General features: G+C 72.3%; 11 protein-coding genes. 7 read left to right on the plus strand and 4 right to left on the minus strand.

What is annotated here, in order from left to right; all coding sequences use genetic code 11:
• The first annotated feature begins 21 nt into the window (after window positions 1-21).
• The 3 genes from EDF63_RS05890 to EDF63_RS05900 are packed head-to-tail and all read left to right on the plus strand — an operon-like array spanning window position 22 to window position 8,468.
• The gene (locus tag EDF63_RS05890; protein ID WP_123311962.1) at window positions 22-2,781 is read left to right on the plus strand and encodes a hypothetical protein; all 2,760 of its coding nucleotides are present in this window, start codon (window positions 22-24) and stop codon (window positions 2,779-2,781) included.
• The gene (locus EDF63_RS05895; protein ID WP_123311964.1) at window positions 2,778-4,196 is read left to right on the plus strand and encodes a hypothetical protein; all 1,419 of its coding nucleotides are present in this window, start codon (window positions 2,778-2,780) and stop codon (window positions 4,194-4,196) included. Before EDF63_RS05890 ends, EDF63_RS05895 begins: the two co-directional genes overlap by 4 nt.
• 36 nt (window positions 4,197-4,232) lie before the next feature.
• Entirely contained in the window at window positions 4,233-8,468 is a 4,236-nt protein-coding gene (locus EDF63_RS05900) for an FtsK/SpoIIIE domain-containing protein (RefSeq protein WP_123311966.1), read from the plus strand.
• 88 nt (window positions 8,469-8,556) lie between these two features.
• Here EDF63_RS05900 and EDF63_RS05905 read toward each other — a convergent pair whose 3' ends face one another.
• Genes EDF63_RS05905 through EDF63_RS05915 form a run of 3 tightly spaced genes read right to left on the minus strand, consistent with a single transcriptional unit; the run spans window position 8,557 to window position 12,127 of the window.
• On the minus strand, window positions 8,557-10,560 hold the full coding sequence (locus EDF63_RS05905) for a serine/threonine-protein kinase (RefSeq protein WP_123311968.1): 2,004 nt from the start codon (window positions 10,558-10,560) through the stop codon (window positions 8,557-8,559).
• A gap of 56 nt (window positions 10,561-10,616) precedes the next feature.
• Entirely contained in the window at window positions 10,617-11,444 is an 828-nt protein-coding gene (mshD, locus tag EDF63_RS05910) for a mycothiol synthase (protein WP_123311970.1), read from the minus strand.
• A complete protein-coding gene (locus EDF63_RS05915; RefSeq protein ID WP_111085255.1) occupies window positions 11,444-12,127 on the minus strand; it encodes a response regulator transcription factor in 684 nt (227 codons plus the stop codon). The genes mshD and EDF63_RS05915 overlap by 1 nt, the downstream gene beginning before the upstream one ends.
• 201 nt (window positions 12,128-12,328) lie before the next feature.
• Between EDF63_RS05915 and EDF63_RS05920 the strand changes: the two genes are divergently transcribed.
• The 3 genes from EDF63_RS05920 to EDF63_RS05930 all read left to right on the plus strand — a co-directional run bounded on the left by EDF63_RS05920 (window position 12,329) and on the right by EDF63_RS05930 (window position 14,426).
• Entirely contained in the window at window positions 12,329-12,610 is a 282-nt protein-coding gene (locus EDF63_RS05920) for a hypothetical protein (protein WP_148061736.1), read from the plus strand.
• A 137-nt stretch (window positions 12,611-12,747) separates the two neighbouring features.
• Window positions 12,748-13,350 (plus strand): FABP family protein, encoded by a 603-nt coding sequence (locus EDF63_RS05925; protein ID WP_111085252.1) that lies wholly within the window; start codon window positions 12,748-12,750, stop codon window positions 13,348-13,350.
• Window positions 13,350-14,426, plus strand: coding sequence for a folate-binding protein YgfZ (locus EDF63_RS05930; RefSeq protein WP_123311974.1), 1,077 nt, complete (start codon window positions 13,350-13,352; stop codon window positions 14,424-14,426). Before EDF63_RS05925 ends, EDF63_RS05930 begins: the two co-directional genes overlap by 1 nt.
• A 98-nt stretch (window positions 14,427-14,524) precedes the next feature.
• On the opposite strand, the gene EDF63_RS05935 is transcribed toward EDF63_RS05930, so the two are convergent.
• Entirely contained in the window at window positions 14,525-15,301 is a 777-nt protein-coding gene (locus EDF63_RS05935; RefSeq protein ID WP_123311976.1) for a class I SAM-dependent methyltransferase, read from the minus strand.
• Between the two features lie 45 nt (window positions 15,302-15,346).
• On the opposite strand from EDF63_RS05935, the gene EDF63_RS05940 reads away from it, so the two are divergent.
• On the plus strand, window positions 15,347-16,093 hold the full coding sequence (locus tag EDF63_RS05940; protein ID WP_123311978.1) for a phosphoglyceromutase: 747 nt from the start codon (window positions 15,347-15,349) through the stop codon (window positions 16,091-16,093).
• The last annotated feature ends 27 nt before the right edge of the window (window positions 16,094-16,120 follow it).

Below are 16,120 nucleotides of genomic sequence, written 5' to 3' on the forward strand. Positions count from 1 at the left end.
GATTCTCTTGGGGGGAAGACCGTGATCAACCAGCGTGCCGGGAACACCGGAGCACGAAGCACCAGTCGCCGACTCGTGGGGGCGGTCGCCGTCACCGGCGTCGCCGCGCTGGTGCTCGCCGGGTGCACGTCCGACGACAAGCCGGTGGCTGACCCGTCGCGGATCCTGCAGACGGTCGACACGCGTCTGGCCGCGGACGGCTCGATCACGTCGATCTCCGACACCGCGATCTCCGTCGCGGGCAAGGACTCCTCGTCGGCGACGACCGATCACGACCCCGCGAAGGCGGCTGGTGACCTCCCGCTCCGCATCACGACGCAGTACTCGACGTCGAAGAAGACCGGTACCGACCTCGCCGACCTCGACGGGTACTCGGGCCGGATCGCGATCGACCTGACGATCGAGAACCTCACGGTCACGTCGAAGAACCTGACCTACGACGTCGCCGGGACCTCTCGCTCGACGCCGGCGCTGGTGGGCGCGCCCTTCAGCGTCGCCGCTTCGACCGTCCTCACCGGCACCGCGGCCGACCGGATCGTCACCGATGCCGCTGACTCCGGTTCGTCCACGGACGGAGTCGTCAGCACGAACGAGGACGGGGACGCGGTCGTCCAGTGGGGCCGCCTGCTGGCACCGCCGACATCCGGCGCGAGCAGCACGCTGCACCTCGTCGCCGACGTCAAGGACTTCACGGCGCCCACGTTCGACGTCGCCGCGCAGCCCGGGCTGTCCACGGACCTGTCCTCCACGGGCGTCGTCAACGCGGCCTTCGGGTCCGACAGCGACTCCGAACTCGCGCTCCAGCGCCGCACGATCGACCTGATCTCGCAGGTGAACGAGGTGCTGGCGCGCGCCGGTGGCACCATCACCGAGGTCCGGTCGAACCTCGAGACCACGTCGAAGACCCTCGGAGTCAGCACGGCCGAGCGGCTCAAGGAGAGCAGCTCGTCCCTGGCGGGCACCATGCGGTCCCTGTCCGGCGAGCTCGGTTCCCTGAACGGCGATCTCGGCACGACCGTCAAGGCGACACAGTCCACCGTGCTGCAGCAGCTCCAGCAGACCACCACGAGTCTCGACAGCCTGCTCGGCGACACCTCGGCGACGGCGCCCGCTCCCGTCCTTGACGGGAACGGATGCGCGGCGACGCCCAAGCCCTCGACCGCGGGCGGCAGCGTCTACGGCAACCTGCTCCGCGTCTCGTCGCAGCTCGAGGGCTACGCCGACGCGAGCGAGGCGTGCAAGCAGCAGGTCAGTGCGCAGTTGGCGGGATCCGTCGGCCCGGCGTCCCCGGACGCAGCGACGTGCGCCCCTCAGGAGGCCCGTGGATCGTTGACCTGCGCGCTCTGGGAATCGTCGCGTGCGGTGAGCACCTCGTTGATCGGTCTGGTCAGCACCGGGCAGCAGCTCGCCGACCAGCTCGACCCCAAGCTCGCGGACACGGCGATCGAGCAGTCGAATGCCCTGCGCGCCAAGCTCGGCGAGATCGACCGCGCGGTCCAGGCACTCGGAAGCGACGGCACCGGCGAGGTTGCTCGCTCCCTGCAGTCTTTGCAGGACCTGCGTGACCAGACCGCCGACGACCTCGGCCCCGTGCGCGACGCCGTCACGACGGTGAACCGGCAGGCCATCGCAGCGAGCGGGCTCGTGGGCAACGTCGACGATGGTCTGTTCAGCACCTCGATGCAGGCGCAGAACCGTGTGGTCGCCGACCAGCTCTGCGCCCTCGCGGCAACCGACCAGCTCGACGCGGAACAGGCGGATGCGCTGCGGGGCTACCTGACCGCGACCCCCTGCCCCGGCGCCGAAGAGGGCACGACGCTAAAGCCCGGTGGACGTTTCAGCACCCCGATGGATGAACGCCTCACGGACCAGGCGAAGCAGTGGGACGCGGTGATCGCGGCAACCGATCTCCGTTCCGCGACCGGCATCGGTGCCGCGATCACGACGCTGTCCGACGATGTCGATGCACTCGACGACGGCATCGCGGAGGTGCGTCGAGCGGTGCGCAACGACGGGGGTTCGGTCGACGGCGCAGCCCGCCAGCTCGAGGAACTCGTCGAGCAGGCAACGAAGTCGAGCGATGTGGTCGGCACCCAGCTGACCGCGATCAGCGCCCAGCAGACCGAGCTGCAGGACGCCGTCCGCAAGGCCTTCGCAGACGCGTCCACGCAGTCCGAGAAGGACGTCCAGAAGATCATCGACCAGCAGGTGCGGCAGGTCAGCGAGACGGCGAAGGGCAGTCGTGACGCCGTCATCTCGGCCTTCGACAAGTCGATCGCCGGCCTCCGGTCCACCTCGGGCGAGGTCACGAAGGACTCGAAGGGCACGATCGACGAGCAGAAGAGCACGCTCGAGCAGGAAGGCTCGGAGCTCTCCTCGGCGGTCGACCGGCAGACGGCGTCCAGCCTCGAGCGCATCGCGGCCAGCACGAGCGCCTCGACGCGTGACGTGCAGGGCGCTTCGACGCTGCTGACCGGCGACCTCAACCGGGTGATGCTCGACCTCGGCGACCGCAAGGTCAACGGCTCCGGCATCCTCGGCGCCATGGCCACGAGCGCGGCGAAGTCCGACTCCGCCGACTACCAGCTCGCCCTGGCGTCGCAGAACGCCGCGGGATACGCGAACGTCCGCGCCGAGGACGTCGCCGGCATCCTGCTCCAGCAGGAGCAGTTCCGTGCGTCGCTCGATGCGGCGACGACGCTGCCGGCGTTCCAGCTGAAGGTCCCCGCCAGCGCGACGTCGACCACGCTGTACACCTTCCGGATCGGGGCGGACCGATGAGCGACCAGACGACCGAAGCCACGGCGACCGAGAGCGCCGACGGAACGCGTCCGCGCAGCCGCCGTCCGCTGCTCTTCGTCGGCATCGCGGTGCTCCTGGTGGCCGCGGTGGTCGCCGCCGTCCTGACGTTCCGGGCGTTCGGCAGCAGCACCCCGGCCGAAGCGGTCTCGGCGACCGTGCCGGTGAAGATCACGGTGGCGCACGTCCCGGCGAAGACGACGATCGGCGTCATCGTCACCCTCGGCGACGGCGAGGGATCCGAGTGGAACGAAGCGGCGCAGGGTGCGCTGGTGGCGGAGCGTCGGCTCGCACTCGGTGGCACCGACGTCGCGCTCGTCACGAAGAACGACGGCGGAACCGCTGCCGGGGGCAAGACCGCGGTCGAGTCCCTCGCGAAGAGCGGGGTAGCGGGCATCGTCGTCGCCTCGTCGGGCAGCCACGTGTCCGGCGCCCTCACTGCTGCTGCGGCGAAGGGCATCCCGGTCGTCCTGCCCTACGCCCCGGCGGAGAAGGACTCCTGGTCGACGGCGCCGGCGGCAGGCTCGATCAGCACGGCGATGACCACGGCACTCGGCGACGCCGACGCGCCACTGCTGGTCGACCTGGGCGGCGGTGCTCCGGCGGGTCTGCGGGTCGCGCACGTCCTGGACGGGGACGACACCGCGGACGCTGCAGCGCTGGCCACGACCGTCGCCGAACGCACCGGCGCGACGAGCAACGAGGAAGACGCCGATGCCGATGCCGATGCCGATGCCGACGCGAAGACGGTGACGCCGGACTCCGACGCGGTCGTCGTCAGTGGCTCCGCGCAGCGCCAGGGTGCCTTCGTCGCCGCGCTCCAGGCCGAGAACGTCACGGTGCCGGTCGTCCTCACCCCGGATGCGACGAGCCCGGCGTTCGGCGCAGCGCTCGTCGAAGCCGGCGGCAGCCTCAGCGGCGCCTTCCGCACCGTGGGTGTCGCCACCGACGACGCCCGAGCGCTGGCCTCCGATGCCGGGGGCCGCGCGATGTCCGCCTTCCTCGGCGGTGTCCGGGTGCTCGCCGGTGACCAGGACGCCGAGAACCTGACCGGTGACCAGCCGTTCTCGGCGGTCGCGGGCGCAGCGGACTCGCGCAGCCACGACGCCGTCGTCGCCCTGGTCCGCGCCGTCGGTTCGGCGCGGAGCGTCGAGCCGGCGGACGTCACCGATGCCCTCGCCACGCTCGACCTCGACGCCGATGCGGGCATCGCCGGTCCGGCACTCGACTTCACGCGGCAGCGGGCACTCGGGACGCCTGCGACGGTGCTCGCGGCGTCGGCACAGCAGCTCGGTCTCCGTCCGGCCAGCACCGCGTCCGGCGACGGCACCGGGAGCGGAACCGACGCTGCCCGGACCGCGTCGCTCGTCTGGTTCGACGACTCCAGCACGGACTGACCCACCAACGCACCGACCCGGAAGAGGAACGCGAGCATGCGCCTGTTGATCGAGCTCGACGACCGACGTGATGCGGTCGAGGTCGACGGGTGGTCCGGCGCATCCTCGCTCGGGGACCTCGTGTCCGCGGCCATCGGCCTCACGCTCGAACCCGGCACCACCCTGGCGGTCGACGGGCACCGCACCAGCGTCGACACCCCGCTCCGGGACCTCGTGCTGCTCGAGGGATCCCGCATCGGACGAACCCCCGACGAACGGCCGCTCAGTACCGACGGCTGGACCGTCACGCTCGCCGGCGGGCTCGAGGCCGGCCTCGTGGTGCCGGTCCCGCGCGGGCGGAAGCTCGTGGTCGGCCGGGCGCCGCAGGCCGACGTCGTGCTCCCCACCGAGAGCGCGTCGTGGGAGCACTGCACCATCGAGCGCGAGGACGACGGTGTGCGGGTGCGTGATGCGGGATCGACGAACGGCACCGTCGTCGCCGGGGAGCGCATCGACGCCGAGGGCGTCCTGCTCACCGGGACGACGAGCGTCATCGTGGGCGGAGCCGTGCTGCTCGTCCGGCCGGCGCTCGACGAGGTCCCCGTGCCCGCGGCCGGCTCGATGGCGAACCTGACCCCGGCGGCGACGGCACCGTTCAACCGCCCACCACGCGCCGGCCGGACCTCCGACGCCGAGACGGTCGTGCCGCCCGGACGCAAGGACGTGCCGCCGGCCTCGAAGTTCAGCTGGATCACCGTCGCGGCACCCCTGGTGCTCGCCGGTGCGATGGTGCTCCTGCTCGGCGACGCGCGGTTCGCGCTGTTCGCCCTGCTCTCCCCGGTCACCGCGATCGGCATGTGGTTCGAGCAGAAGCACCGCCGCGCGAAGAACCTGAAAGAAGAGGACACCCGCTTCGCCGAGGCCGTGGAGTCCTTCCGCGGTGAGATCTCCGAAGCCGCGGCCGTCGAGGCTGCCCGCCGCCAGGAGCTCGTGCCCGATCCGGCGACCGTGGTTCGGCGAGCCGAACTGCCGACCACCCTGTTGTGGCAGCGCCGCTCGGACGACGAGGACTTCCTGAGCCTGCACGCCGGCACCGGGGACGCTCCCTGGCGGCCCGAGGTCGATCAGCGTGCAGCGACCGCGAAGCTCGAGGACGAGGCGAAGGCCGCCATCGCCGACAGTCGCCTGACGGCCGCCCCGGTGGTGGCCGACCTGTCCGACGCCGGCGTCGTCGGGATCGTCGGCGATCGTCAGGGCGCCCTCGCCCTGGCGCGCAGCCTGCTCACGCAGGCCACCGTGCACTGCGGTCCCGCGGACCTGACGGTGGGCGTCTTCTGCGACGCGGGCCGCGCGGAGGACTGGGGGTGGGCCTCCTGGCTGCCGCATGCGCGTGTGGCGGGGAGCAGCACCGGCGCCCGCTGGATGTCGGCACAACGCGACCAGAGCGCGGCGATGCTCCGTGGCCTGCGGGAGTCGATCGACGAGCTGCCGACGCCGAACCTGCTCGTCGTGGTCGATTCCGAGGTGCTCACCGAGGGACGGGATGCCCCTGCCCGCAACCTGCTCGGCCAGGGCCGCACGGTGCCCGGGCAGTCCCTGCGCCCGGGGGAGCGACCGCGCCGGGTGAGCGGCATCGTCATCGCGACCAACGAGCAGCAGCTCCCCGCCGCCTGCACGTCGATCATCACGGTCGGTGCCGATGCCGCGGCCACGGTCTACCGGCCGGAAGACCGGACCCGTGTCGAGGACGTCGTGCTCGCCGGCCTCAGCGTCGAGACCGCCGAGCGCAGCGCCCGCAGCGTGGCGCACTTCGACGATCCCGAACTGCTCGTGCCGGGGGCGTCCTTGCCCGCGCTCGTCCGCCTGCCGGAGCTGTTGTCGAGCGACGGGATCCGCACGGCGTGGGACACGCGCACGGGCTTCTCGACCCCGATCGGCTCGTCGGAGAGCGGTGTGCTCGAGATCGACCTGGTGCGCGACGGCCCGCACGGTCTGGTCGGCGGAACGACGGGTTCGGGCAAGAGCGAGTTCCTGCGGTCGCTCGTCGCCGGGCTCGCAGCGCGGAACGACCCGACGCGTCTGAACTTCCTGCTCGTCGACTTCAAGGGCGGGGCCGCGTTCGCCGCCTGCGAGCGACTGCCGCACACCATCGGCACGATCAGCAACCTCGACGAGCAGCTCGCCGACCGAGCGATCCGTGCGCTCGAGGCCGAGCTCGAGCGACGCCAGCGGGTGTTCGCCGCGGCCGGAGCCGACATCGACAACCTCGATGCCTACCTGGCGACGAAGCCGGTCGAGCCGATGCCGCGACTGCTGCTGGTCGTCGACGAGTTCGCGATGCTCGCGAAGGACTTCCCGGACGTCCTGACGTCGCTCGTCAGCATCGCCGCCGTCGGCCGCACACTCGGCGTCCACATGATCCTCGCCACCCAGCGGCCGGCCGGTGTGGTGAGCGAGGACATCCTCGCGAACACGAACATGCGGGTCGCCCTGCGGGTGCAGAGCCGCGAGGACTCGACGAACGTCATCGGGGTCCCCGCCGCAGCCGGGATCGGTCGACAGCAGACCGGTCGCGCCTACGTCAAGCTCGGGCAGGACGACATCACCCCGGTGCAGACCGCCCTCGTCACCGGCCGAGCCCGTGACGAGCGTGCCGAGCAGCCGGTCTCGGTCCGTCCGACCGACGTGTTCGGTGTCCCCGCGCCGATGCCGGCACCGGCGCCGACCGCGTCGGACGTCACCGACCTCGACCAGCTGATCGAGGCGATCGGGCAGGCCAACACGGAAGCCGGGTACGCCCCGCCGCGTCCGATCTGGCCCGAGGCGCTCGGCGACCGCGTCGAACTGGCGGAGCTCACCGAGCCAGGTCCGGGCGCCGACCCACGACCCGGCACCGTCCCCGTCGCCCTGGCCGACGACCCGGACCACCAGCGTCAGGTCACCACCGGATGGGACCTCGACGAGGGCAACCTCATGCTCATGGGCATCCCGGGCAGCGGGACGAGCACCGCGCTCGCCACGATCGCGCTGCAGCTCGCGGCAGCGTCGAGCCCCGACGAGCTCGACCTGCTGGTGCTCGACATGGGTCCGGGGGACCTCGCTCCGCTCGCGCAGTTGCCGCACACGACGGCCTACGTCGGCTCCGGTGCGGGCGCGGGGGAGCTGCAGACGCGGTTCCTGCGGCACCTCCGCGTCGAGCTCGAGCGTCGTCGTGCGGCACCCGGCGGGCGTCGTGCCGTGGTGCTCATCGACGGCCTCGCCGCCCTGCGCGACGAGTACCAGGACTTCGAGGGGCAGCAGCTGCTCGACGCCCTGTACCGCGTCTACGCCGAGGGTCCCGCGCTCGGCATCTCCTTCGCGGTCTCGACGACGCGCGCGAAGGCCGTGCCGTCGGCGATGGACGAGGTCACCACGCAGAAGTGGATGTTCCGCCTCGCGGACCCCTACGACTACGCGTCCATCGGGGTCCGCCCCAAGGACGTCCCGCCGCCGGTGCCCGGCCGCTTCATCGACTCGACCATGCGGCTGCAGTCGCACGTCGCGACCCCGGACGTCCCGCTCGCCGAGGCCGTCACCCGGATCGCGGAGACCCGTCCGGGCAGCAGCCGGAAGGCGAGCGCCGTCGGTCGGCTCCCCGATGCCGTGCTCGTGGACGAGCTCGGCGCCGGAGCGGTGTTCGCGGGTGAGCCCTGGCGGATCCCGATCGGCATCGCGGAGGACGATCTGCAGCCGGCGTCGGTCGAGGTCTACGACGGCGAACACGTGCTGATCGCCGGTCCGGCCCGGTCCGGCAAGTCGAGCGTGCTCCTCGCCGTCGCCGAGCTCGCGCGGACAGCCGAGGGCGTGCGTCCGGCCGTGTGGGCGATCTGTGACCGCCGTTCCCCGCTCGCCTCCGGTTCCTTCGACCGCCTCGCCGTCGGCCCTGACGAGGTCCCCGCCCTGTTGGCCGGGCTCCGGCTCGAACGCGGTCCGGTGCTGCTGTTGGTCGACGACGCCGAGCGGTTCGAGGACGGTGACCAGGCCATCGCGACGCTGCTCACGACCGAGCGCCCCGGACTGTGCGTCGTGGCGGCCGGCCGGTCCGCTGACCTCCGGTCGATGTACAGCCACTGGACCCGTTCGGTCCGGAAGTCCCGGTGTGGTGTGCTGCTGCAGCCGGACGTCGACTACGACGGCGAGCTCCTCGGCGTCACGCTGCCGCGTCGCGCGCCCGTCGCGCTGACCGTCGGCCGCGGCTACGCCGCATCAGGCGGGGCCGTCCGTCTCGTGCAGACCGCGTCCGCCGGCAGCTGACGGCGACGCCGAGACCATCGGCCGGGAGGCCCGTGGCCGCGTCCGCCACGGACGGCAGGATCGACCCGCAGTCACGACCAGAGCGCGCTCAGTCGCGCGTCGTGATCCCGAAGGGCGAGCTCTCGAGGTTCGTGAAGTTCCCCACCGTCGCCCGCACCGTGCACGACGGCGCGACCGACAGGGCCGTGACGACCAGCCCGTCGGACGACACCGCCAGTGCCCCCGAGCAGCCGTCGGCGAACCGCACGCCGGACTCCCCGCCGGCCACGTCGACGAGCATCTGCGACGGGCGTCCCGTGGCGGGACTGCGGTAGAGCGGGTTGAGCTCGTCGGCACCGTTCGGCCACACCGGTACCAGGGTGACCGGCAGGGCCGTCTGACTGACCGTGCGGTCGGGCGTCCGGACCTCGATGCCCTGCAACCGTTGCACCGGGTAGGCGGTCCCGCGCACCGAGTCGTCGGTCACGGCAGCTGTGGTCGCCTCGCCGACGCCGTCGAGCCACGTCTGCAACGCCGCGCCGTCCGTGACGGAGGCGAGCGGCACCGAGGCCTCGACCGTGACGTCGCCGCCGGCGGGGACCTCGACGCCGGACAGGGCCCAGGCGCACGCGGTGTCGACACCCGTCAGTGAGGGCTGGTTGCGCTTCGCCGAGATGCCCTCGCCGGTCCAGGTGACGGCGGGGCACGAGGCACTCGAGCGGGCACCGGGGACGACCTCGAGGAACGGACCGGTCAGGGCCGACGCCTGCGCCGCGTACGTGACGCGCAGGTCCACGGTGCCCTTCGCGGGGTCGATGGTCGCGCGGCGGGTGGTGGAGAGGCCCGTGGGCAGTGGGCGGTCCTGCTGGTAGGCGTTGGCGGCCTGTGCGGTCGCGGTGCCGGCGCCCGGCGTCTTCCGCAGCGCACCGGGCAGCCAGACGACCCCGCCGACGACGAGCGCGGCCACGAGCACGATGCCGAGACCGCCGAACAGGAGCGCACGGTTCGTCAGCCACTCGGGGCGGGTGAACCGACGCGCCGGTGCGGGCTCGGCAGCGGGCGCGGCCGGCAGCGGCTGTCGTGCCATCGGCCGGATGACGGTCTGGGAACCGGCGGGGCCGAGTTCCGGCGCCGGGCCGACCACGGCTTCGTCCTCGGGGGTCCCGGTGTCGCCCCGGTCGGCGTCGTGCTCCGGGCGGACCCCGCGGACCACGGTGGCGGGCCGCTCGACCTCGTCGAACGCGTCCGGGTCGCTCGTCGCGGCCAGCGCCGGGGCCGACGCGAGGGACCGGGCGAGCCGGCGCAGGGTCGCCGCGGCGTCCGCTGCTGCAGGACGGCTGTTCGGGTCCTTCGTCAGCAGGGCGGACACCGCAGACCACAGCGCATCGGGCACGTCGAGCGGCGGCGGGTTCGACGTGACGTGCCGGTACGCCACGGCGAAGTCCGTGCCCGGTCCGGCGAAGGGTGTGCGGCCGGACAACAGCTCGTAGAGCATGACCCCGGCGCCGTAGACGTCCGCAGCGGGACCCGCGCGGCCGTGGCTGATCGACTCGGGCGCCATGTACTGCGGCGTGCCGAGGAGCCCGGTGGTGGTGCGCTCGCGCTCGGCGACGACGGACGCGATGCCGAAGTCGGTGACCCGGACGTCGCCGGTCGCACCGGGGACCCACGGGGTCTGGAGCAGCACGTTGTCGGGCTTGACGTCGCGGTGGGTCACGTCGCGCTCGTGTGCGGCCGCGAGGGCGTCGAGCGTCTCGGCGGTGATGGTCAGGGCGTCCCGTGGGGCCAGCGGACCGTTCGATGCCAGCAGATCGCGCGCGGACCCACCCGGCACCAGGTCCATGACGATCGCGAGCCGGTCGCCCTCGACGACCAGGTCGCGGACACGCACGATGGACGGGTGCTGCAGGGCGAGGAGCACCGAGCGCTCGCGGACGAAGCGTTCGACGATCTGCGGGTCGGCGGCGAGCTCGGCACGGAGCAGCTTCGCGGCGACGTGCTCGCCGGTCGCGGTGTGCTCGGTGCGCCAGACCTCGCCGGTGGCACCGGTCCCGAGCAGCTCGACCAACCGGTACGACGCACCGAGCGGCTCACCCTGACCGTACTGCGCCACTGCGTCCCCGACTTCCCGATTCCCCCAACGGCCGACCCCTCGCCGACCACGCAATGTTACCGGCCGGTCGGAGCCTCCGCGTGCTCCGGCGCGGCGTACTGCACGTCGATCGCGTGCTGCGTGAACCCGGACCGCCGGTACAGCGCCAGCGCCGGCTCGTTGTTGCCCTCGACGTACAGTGCGGCGGCGGTCAGTCCACGGCCGCTGAGCCGAGCGGTGCCCGCGCGCATGAGCACCCCGCCGAGCCGCTGCCCCTGCAGGTCGGGCCGGACGGCGACGGCGTAGAACTCGCCGATGCCGTCCTCGACCTTGAGCCAGCACGAGCCGGCGAGCTGCCCGGAGGCGTCGCGGAGCAGCAGCAGGTCGTCGCCGGAGAACCAGGCGTCCGACTCGCGGGCGTGCAGGTCGTCGAGCGTCATCCGCCCCTGCTCGGGGTGGTGCGCGAAGGCCGCGGCGTTCAGGGTGAGCCAGTCGGCCTCGTCCTCGGTGCCGGGTCGGAACGCGGACAGGCTGTACCCGGCCGGCACGTCGACGGACGGGGCGTCGGCCTCGTCGATCGGCGCCCGGAGCTGCAGCAGGGTCCGGACGGCGCGCCAGCCGAACCGATCGGCCAGTGCACGCGCTGCCGGGTGGTCCCCGTGTGCCCAGGCGAGCACGGGAGCGGCCCCGCCGCCCAGCGCGAGCGCCTGCGTGACGAGGGCGGTCCCGGTGCCGTGCCCACGGGCCTCCCGGTCGACGACGAGTTCCAGCTCAGCGTCGCGGACCACGGCGACCCCGTCGTCGGCCTCGAGGACCGTCGCGCGCCCCGCGCGGACGTCGACCAGGGTCTGGTCGGAGAACGGCGGCGCCTCGCCGGGGACGACGAACCGTGCGAGGTCCGGCACTACTGGCCCATCAGGCGCTCGGCCTCGTCGTCGTAGACGTTGAAGCGGTACCCGACGTTGCGGACCGTGCCGATGAGCGACTCGAGGTCGCCGAGCTTCGCGCGGAGCCGACGGACGTGCACGTCGACCGTGCGGGTGCCACCGAAGTAGTCGTAGCCCCAGACCTCGCTGAGCAGCTGCTCGCGGGTGAAGACGCGCGACGGGTGCGTGGCGAAGAAGCGGAGGAGCTCGAACTCCTTGAACGTCAGGTCGAGCGGCCGGCCGCGGACCTTCGCCGAGTAGCTCGCCTCGTCGATGACGACACCGGACGCCTGGATCTTCGAGCTGGACTGCCCCTTGGCCGCACGGCCCGCTGACAGCCGGATGCGGGCGTCGATCTCAGCGGGGCCGGCGCTCTCGAGCACCACGTCGTCGACGTTCCAGTCGCTGTTGACGGCGGTGAGCCCACCCTCGGTGACCACGAGCACGATGGGCGTCGTCGATCCGGACGAGGCGAGGATCTTGCACAGGGCCTTCGCACTGACCAGGTCGGTGCGGGCGTCCACGAACATCAGGTCGCTCTGCGGCGCGTTGACCAGCTGGGCGGCCTCGGCCGGCACGTGACGGATCCTGTGGCTCAGGAGACCCAGGCTCGGCAGGACGTCGCCGGGCGCGGTCGAGGTGAGTACCAGGAGCTGTGCCACAGGACCTCCGCAGGTGGATGACGTCGTGGACACATCCTAGTGATGCTCGGGAAGTCCTCATCCGGCCGGACGGTTTGCGCGGGAACCCGCAAGCGCGCACGCAGCGCACGCAGCGCACCGCAGCGCACCGCAGCGCACCGCGGCGCTGCACGGCCGCGCTGCGCCTGCGCGCCGGCCGTGACCCCTGTCATGATGGAACGCGTGACCCAGCCAGTGCAGCCCACCGACCAGCGGCGTCTCACGCTGACGTCCGTCCTGCCGGTCTGGATCCTGGCCGTCGCCGGGGCGGTGCTCGTCCTCACGCTCGCCGAGCGCGACGCCTTCGCGTGGCTGCTGCTCGTGTTCGTCGCCTGCGTGATGGTGAGCTTCGTGCTCCAGCTCATCACCGCCACGAAGGACGGACTGGTCGAGCGGATCAGCATCGCGTCCTCCGGTGCCTTCGTCGTGGTGCTCGTCACCGCGGTGGTGCTCCTGGCGCGTTGAGCCGAGCCGCGTAGACTCCGGGGCATGGATTCGCTGCTTGCGCTCGAGCTGTTCTACGTGGGCCTCCTCGGCCTGGCGTCGCTCGCGATCGCGTTCATCTCGGTGGTCGTCGTCGTGAAGCTGTTCAAGGGTCAGCGTTGATCGAGCTCCCCGAGGGCCTGGCGCCCGAACTGGTCCCGTTGTCGTGGCTCGTCGGCGTCTGGGAGGGCACCGGCGTCGTGGAGTACCCCGTCGGTGACGAAGAGGCGCCCCGTACCTACGAGTTCGGCCAGCGCGTGAGCTTCAGCCACGACGGCCTGCCGTACCTCAACTACTCGTCCACCACGTGGCTGCTCGACGACGACCACACCCCGCTCGCCGCCGAGATGGGCTACTGGCGGATCGACCGTCCGACCGAACCCGGTGACCGCGGCCCCGCGATGCTCCTGGGCGAGGGGCCGACCCCGTTCAGCACCGTCGAGAGCGTCGAGGCGCTGCGCAACACCACGGACGGCTTCGACGTCGAAGCCGCGATCGTCCACCCGACGGGTGTCAACGAGCTCTACGTCGGCCGGGTGCTCAAGGGCCGGATCGACCTGGCCACCGACGCCGTGATGCGCTCGCCGAACGCGAAGGACTACTCCGCCGCGACCCGCCTGTACGGCCTGGTCGAGGGCAAGCTCTTCTGGGCGTGGGACATCGCCGCGCTCGGTCGCGAACTCACCTCGCACGCCTCGGGGCAGCTCGCGAAGGTCGACTGATGTCGGCGTTCGCGGTGCGCGACGGGTTCGTCGCGTCATCTGGTGCGCTCGGCGCGCCCGCCGCACACTTCGGCAACCCCATCGGTGAGCAGCGGCTGCTCGAACGTGGCTCGGCCGTCGTCGAGCTCGGCCTCGGCGTCGTCACCGTCGCCGGACCGGACCGCCTGTCGTGGCTCAACTCGATCACCTCGCAGCAGCTGACCGGCCTGCCGACCGGCGTCAGCACCGAGACCCTCGTGCTCGACCAGTCCGGCCGCGTCGAGCACGCCGCCCGCGTGGTCGACGACGGTTCGGTCGCGTGGCTCCTCACCGAGCCCCAGGACGCGGCACCGCTCGCCGCCTGGCTCGACTCGATGCGCTTCATGCTCCGGGTCGAGGTCGCGGACCGCAGTGCCGACTTCGTCACCGTCGGGTCCTTCACCGACACCGGTGCCGTGGACGACGCGGTCGTCGAGTGGGTCGACCCGTGGGCGGCCGTCACGCCCGGTGGGTGGAGCTACGCCAGCCTGGAGGCCCACCCCGGCTCCGACTGGAGCCTCCGGATCGCGGTGCTCACGCCGGGGGCCGCGACCGGTCTGGCAGCGTCCGACCGGCCCGTCGCCGGGTTGCTGGCGTTCGAGGCACTGCGGATCGCCGCCTGGCGCCCGACGCTGTCCGACGCCGACGAGCGCACCATCCCGCACGAGCTCGACTGGCTCCGCTCCGCCGTGCACCTGACGAAGGGCTGCTACCGCGGGCAGGAGACCGTCGCGAAGGTGCACAACCTCGGGCACCCGCCGCGTCGGATCGTGCAGCTGCACCTGGACGGGTCGCACGCTGTCCTGCCGGCTCCGGGGACTCCCGTGGTGCTCGGCGACAAGGAAGTCGGACGGCTGGCCGCCTCGGCGGTCCACCACGAACTCGGGCCGATCGGTCTCGCTGTGGTCAAGCGCTCCCTCGACCCCACCGCGACCCTGACGCTCACCGCCGACGACGTCGTGGTGACGGCGGCGCAGGAGACCATCGTCCCGCCGGAGGCCGGCGCCACGGCGAACGTCCCGCGACTGCCCCGCCTCGGAGCCGTCAAGCGCTCCTAGTCGCCGTCGCGGGTCGATGCTGGCGCGAGACTCGGCCCGAGCGACACTTCGCGGGCCCCGGAGCGCGAGATCAGTCGCTGAGCGCGAGACTCGCCCCCTCAGGTGGCGGGCTCGACCACGTCCCACGGCACGCTGAGTTCGCCGAGCCGCCACCGCGTCGGCCCGTGCCGGACCGGCCACCCGCGGTCGCGCATGCCCCGCACCGTGGCGATCCACCGCTGCCGGGGCCCGTACGTACTGAGCGGAGCCGCCACCGCCCACGACAGGTCGAGGTCGCGCAGGAACGCGTGCACCCGTTCGCCGGGCACGTTCCGGTGGATCAGGGCCTTCGGCAGCCGTTCCGCCACGATGCTCGGCACGTCGAGCCCGGCGAGCCGGAGCGACACCGTGAAGGTCCGAGGGGCGACGTCGTCGAGCGTCACCCACGAGGCCACCCGGCCGACCTCGTTGCAGGTCCCCTCGACGAGCGCCCCGCCGGGCTGCAGGCGGTCCTGCATGACCCGCCACGACGCCACCACGGCGGACTCGTCGTACTGCCGCAGCACGTTGAACGCACGGATCACGGCCGGTCGACGCTGTCCGGGGGTCGGGGTCTCGAAGCCGCCGAGCCGGAACGTCACGCCGTCGCGGGTACCGGCGTTCGCGAACGCCACGCGTGCCGGTTCGATCTCGATGCCGGTGACCTCGACGTCCGGACGCACCCGGGCCAGACGGTCGCGCAGCTCGAGCGTCGTCGTCGGCGAGGCCCCGTACCCGACGTCCGCGACCAGCGGGTCGTCGGTCCTGCGGAGCGCGGGCAACGACGCGATCCACCGGTCGACACGGCGGAGCCGGTTGTACCCGGTCGTCCCGCGCGTCACGTTCCCGATGGGCATGCCGTCAAGGGTACGGGCCTGCTGACGCTCGGTAGACTCGGCAGCATGACCTCCACGCTCGTCCTGCTCCGTCACGGAAACAGTGACTGGAACCAGAAGAACCTGTTCACCGGTTGGGTCGACGTCCGGCTCAGCGAGCTGGGCGAGAAGGAGGCGAAGCGCGCCGGCGACCTCATCGCCGAGTCGGGCATCGTCCCCGACGTCCTGTACACCTCGCTCCTCACCCGTGCGATCCAGACGGCCGACATCGCGCTGCTCCAGGCCGACCTGGCGTGGCTGCCGGTCAAGCGCGACTGGCGCCTCAACGAGCGCCACTACGGCGACCTGCAGGGCAAGGACAAGGCCCAGACGCTGGCCGAGTACGGCGAGCAGCAGTTCATGGAGTGGCGCCGTTCGTTCGACGTCCCGCCGCCCCCCATCGCCGACGGCGCCGAGTGGTCGCAGGCCGGTGACCGTCGCTACGCCGACCTGGGCGACAAGCTGCCCCGCACCGAGTCGCTCAAGCTCGTGATCGACCGCCTGCTGCCCTACTGGGAGTCCGACATCACGAAGGACCTGGGCGAGGGCAAGACCGTGCTGGTCACCGCGCACGGCAACTCGCTCCGCGCGCTCGTGAAGCACCTCGACGACATCTCCGACGACGACATCGCCGGGCTGAACATCCCGACGGGCATCCCGCTGGTGTACGAGCTCGACGACGACTTCCGTCCGACGAAGCCGGCGTACTACCTCGACCCCGAGGCCGCTGCCGCCGGCGCTGCCGCCGTGGCCGCCCAGGGCGCCAAGAAGTAGCTCGGCACAGACGAACGCCCCGTCCGG

This window comes from Curtobacterium sp. JUb34, assembly GCF_003755065.1.
Lineage (GTDB): Bacteria > Actinomycetota > Actinomycetes > Actinomycetales > Microbacteriaceae > Curtobacterium.

Coding starts and splice junctions, on each gene's coding strand:
- EDF63_RS05930 (WP_123311974.1), top strand. CDS start 13,350: ATGTCGGCGTTCGCGGTGCGCGACGGGTTCGTCGCGTCATCTGGTGCG.
- EDF63_RS05895 (WP_123311964.1), top strand. CDS start 2,778: ATGAGCGACCAGACGACCGAAGCCACGGCGACCGAGAGCGCCGACGGA.
- EDF63_RS05935 (WP_123311976.1), bottom strand. CDS start 15,301: ATGCCCATCGGGAACGTGACGCGCGGGACGACCGGGTACAACCGGCTC.
- EDF63_RS05940 (WP_123311978.1), top strand. CDS start 15,347: ATGACCTCCACGCTCGTCCTGCTCCGTCACGGAAACAGTGACTGGAAC.
- EDF63_RS05900 (WP_123311966.1), top strand. CDS start 4,233: ATGCGCCTGTTGATCGAGCTCGACGACCGACGTGATGCGGTCGAGGTC.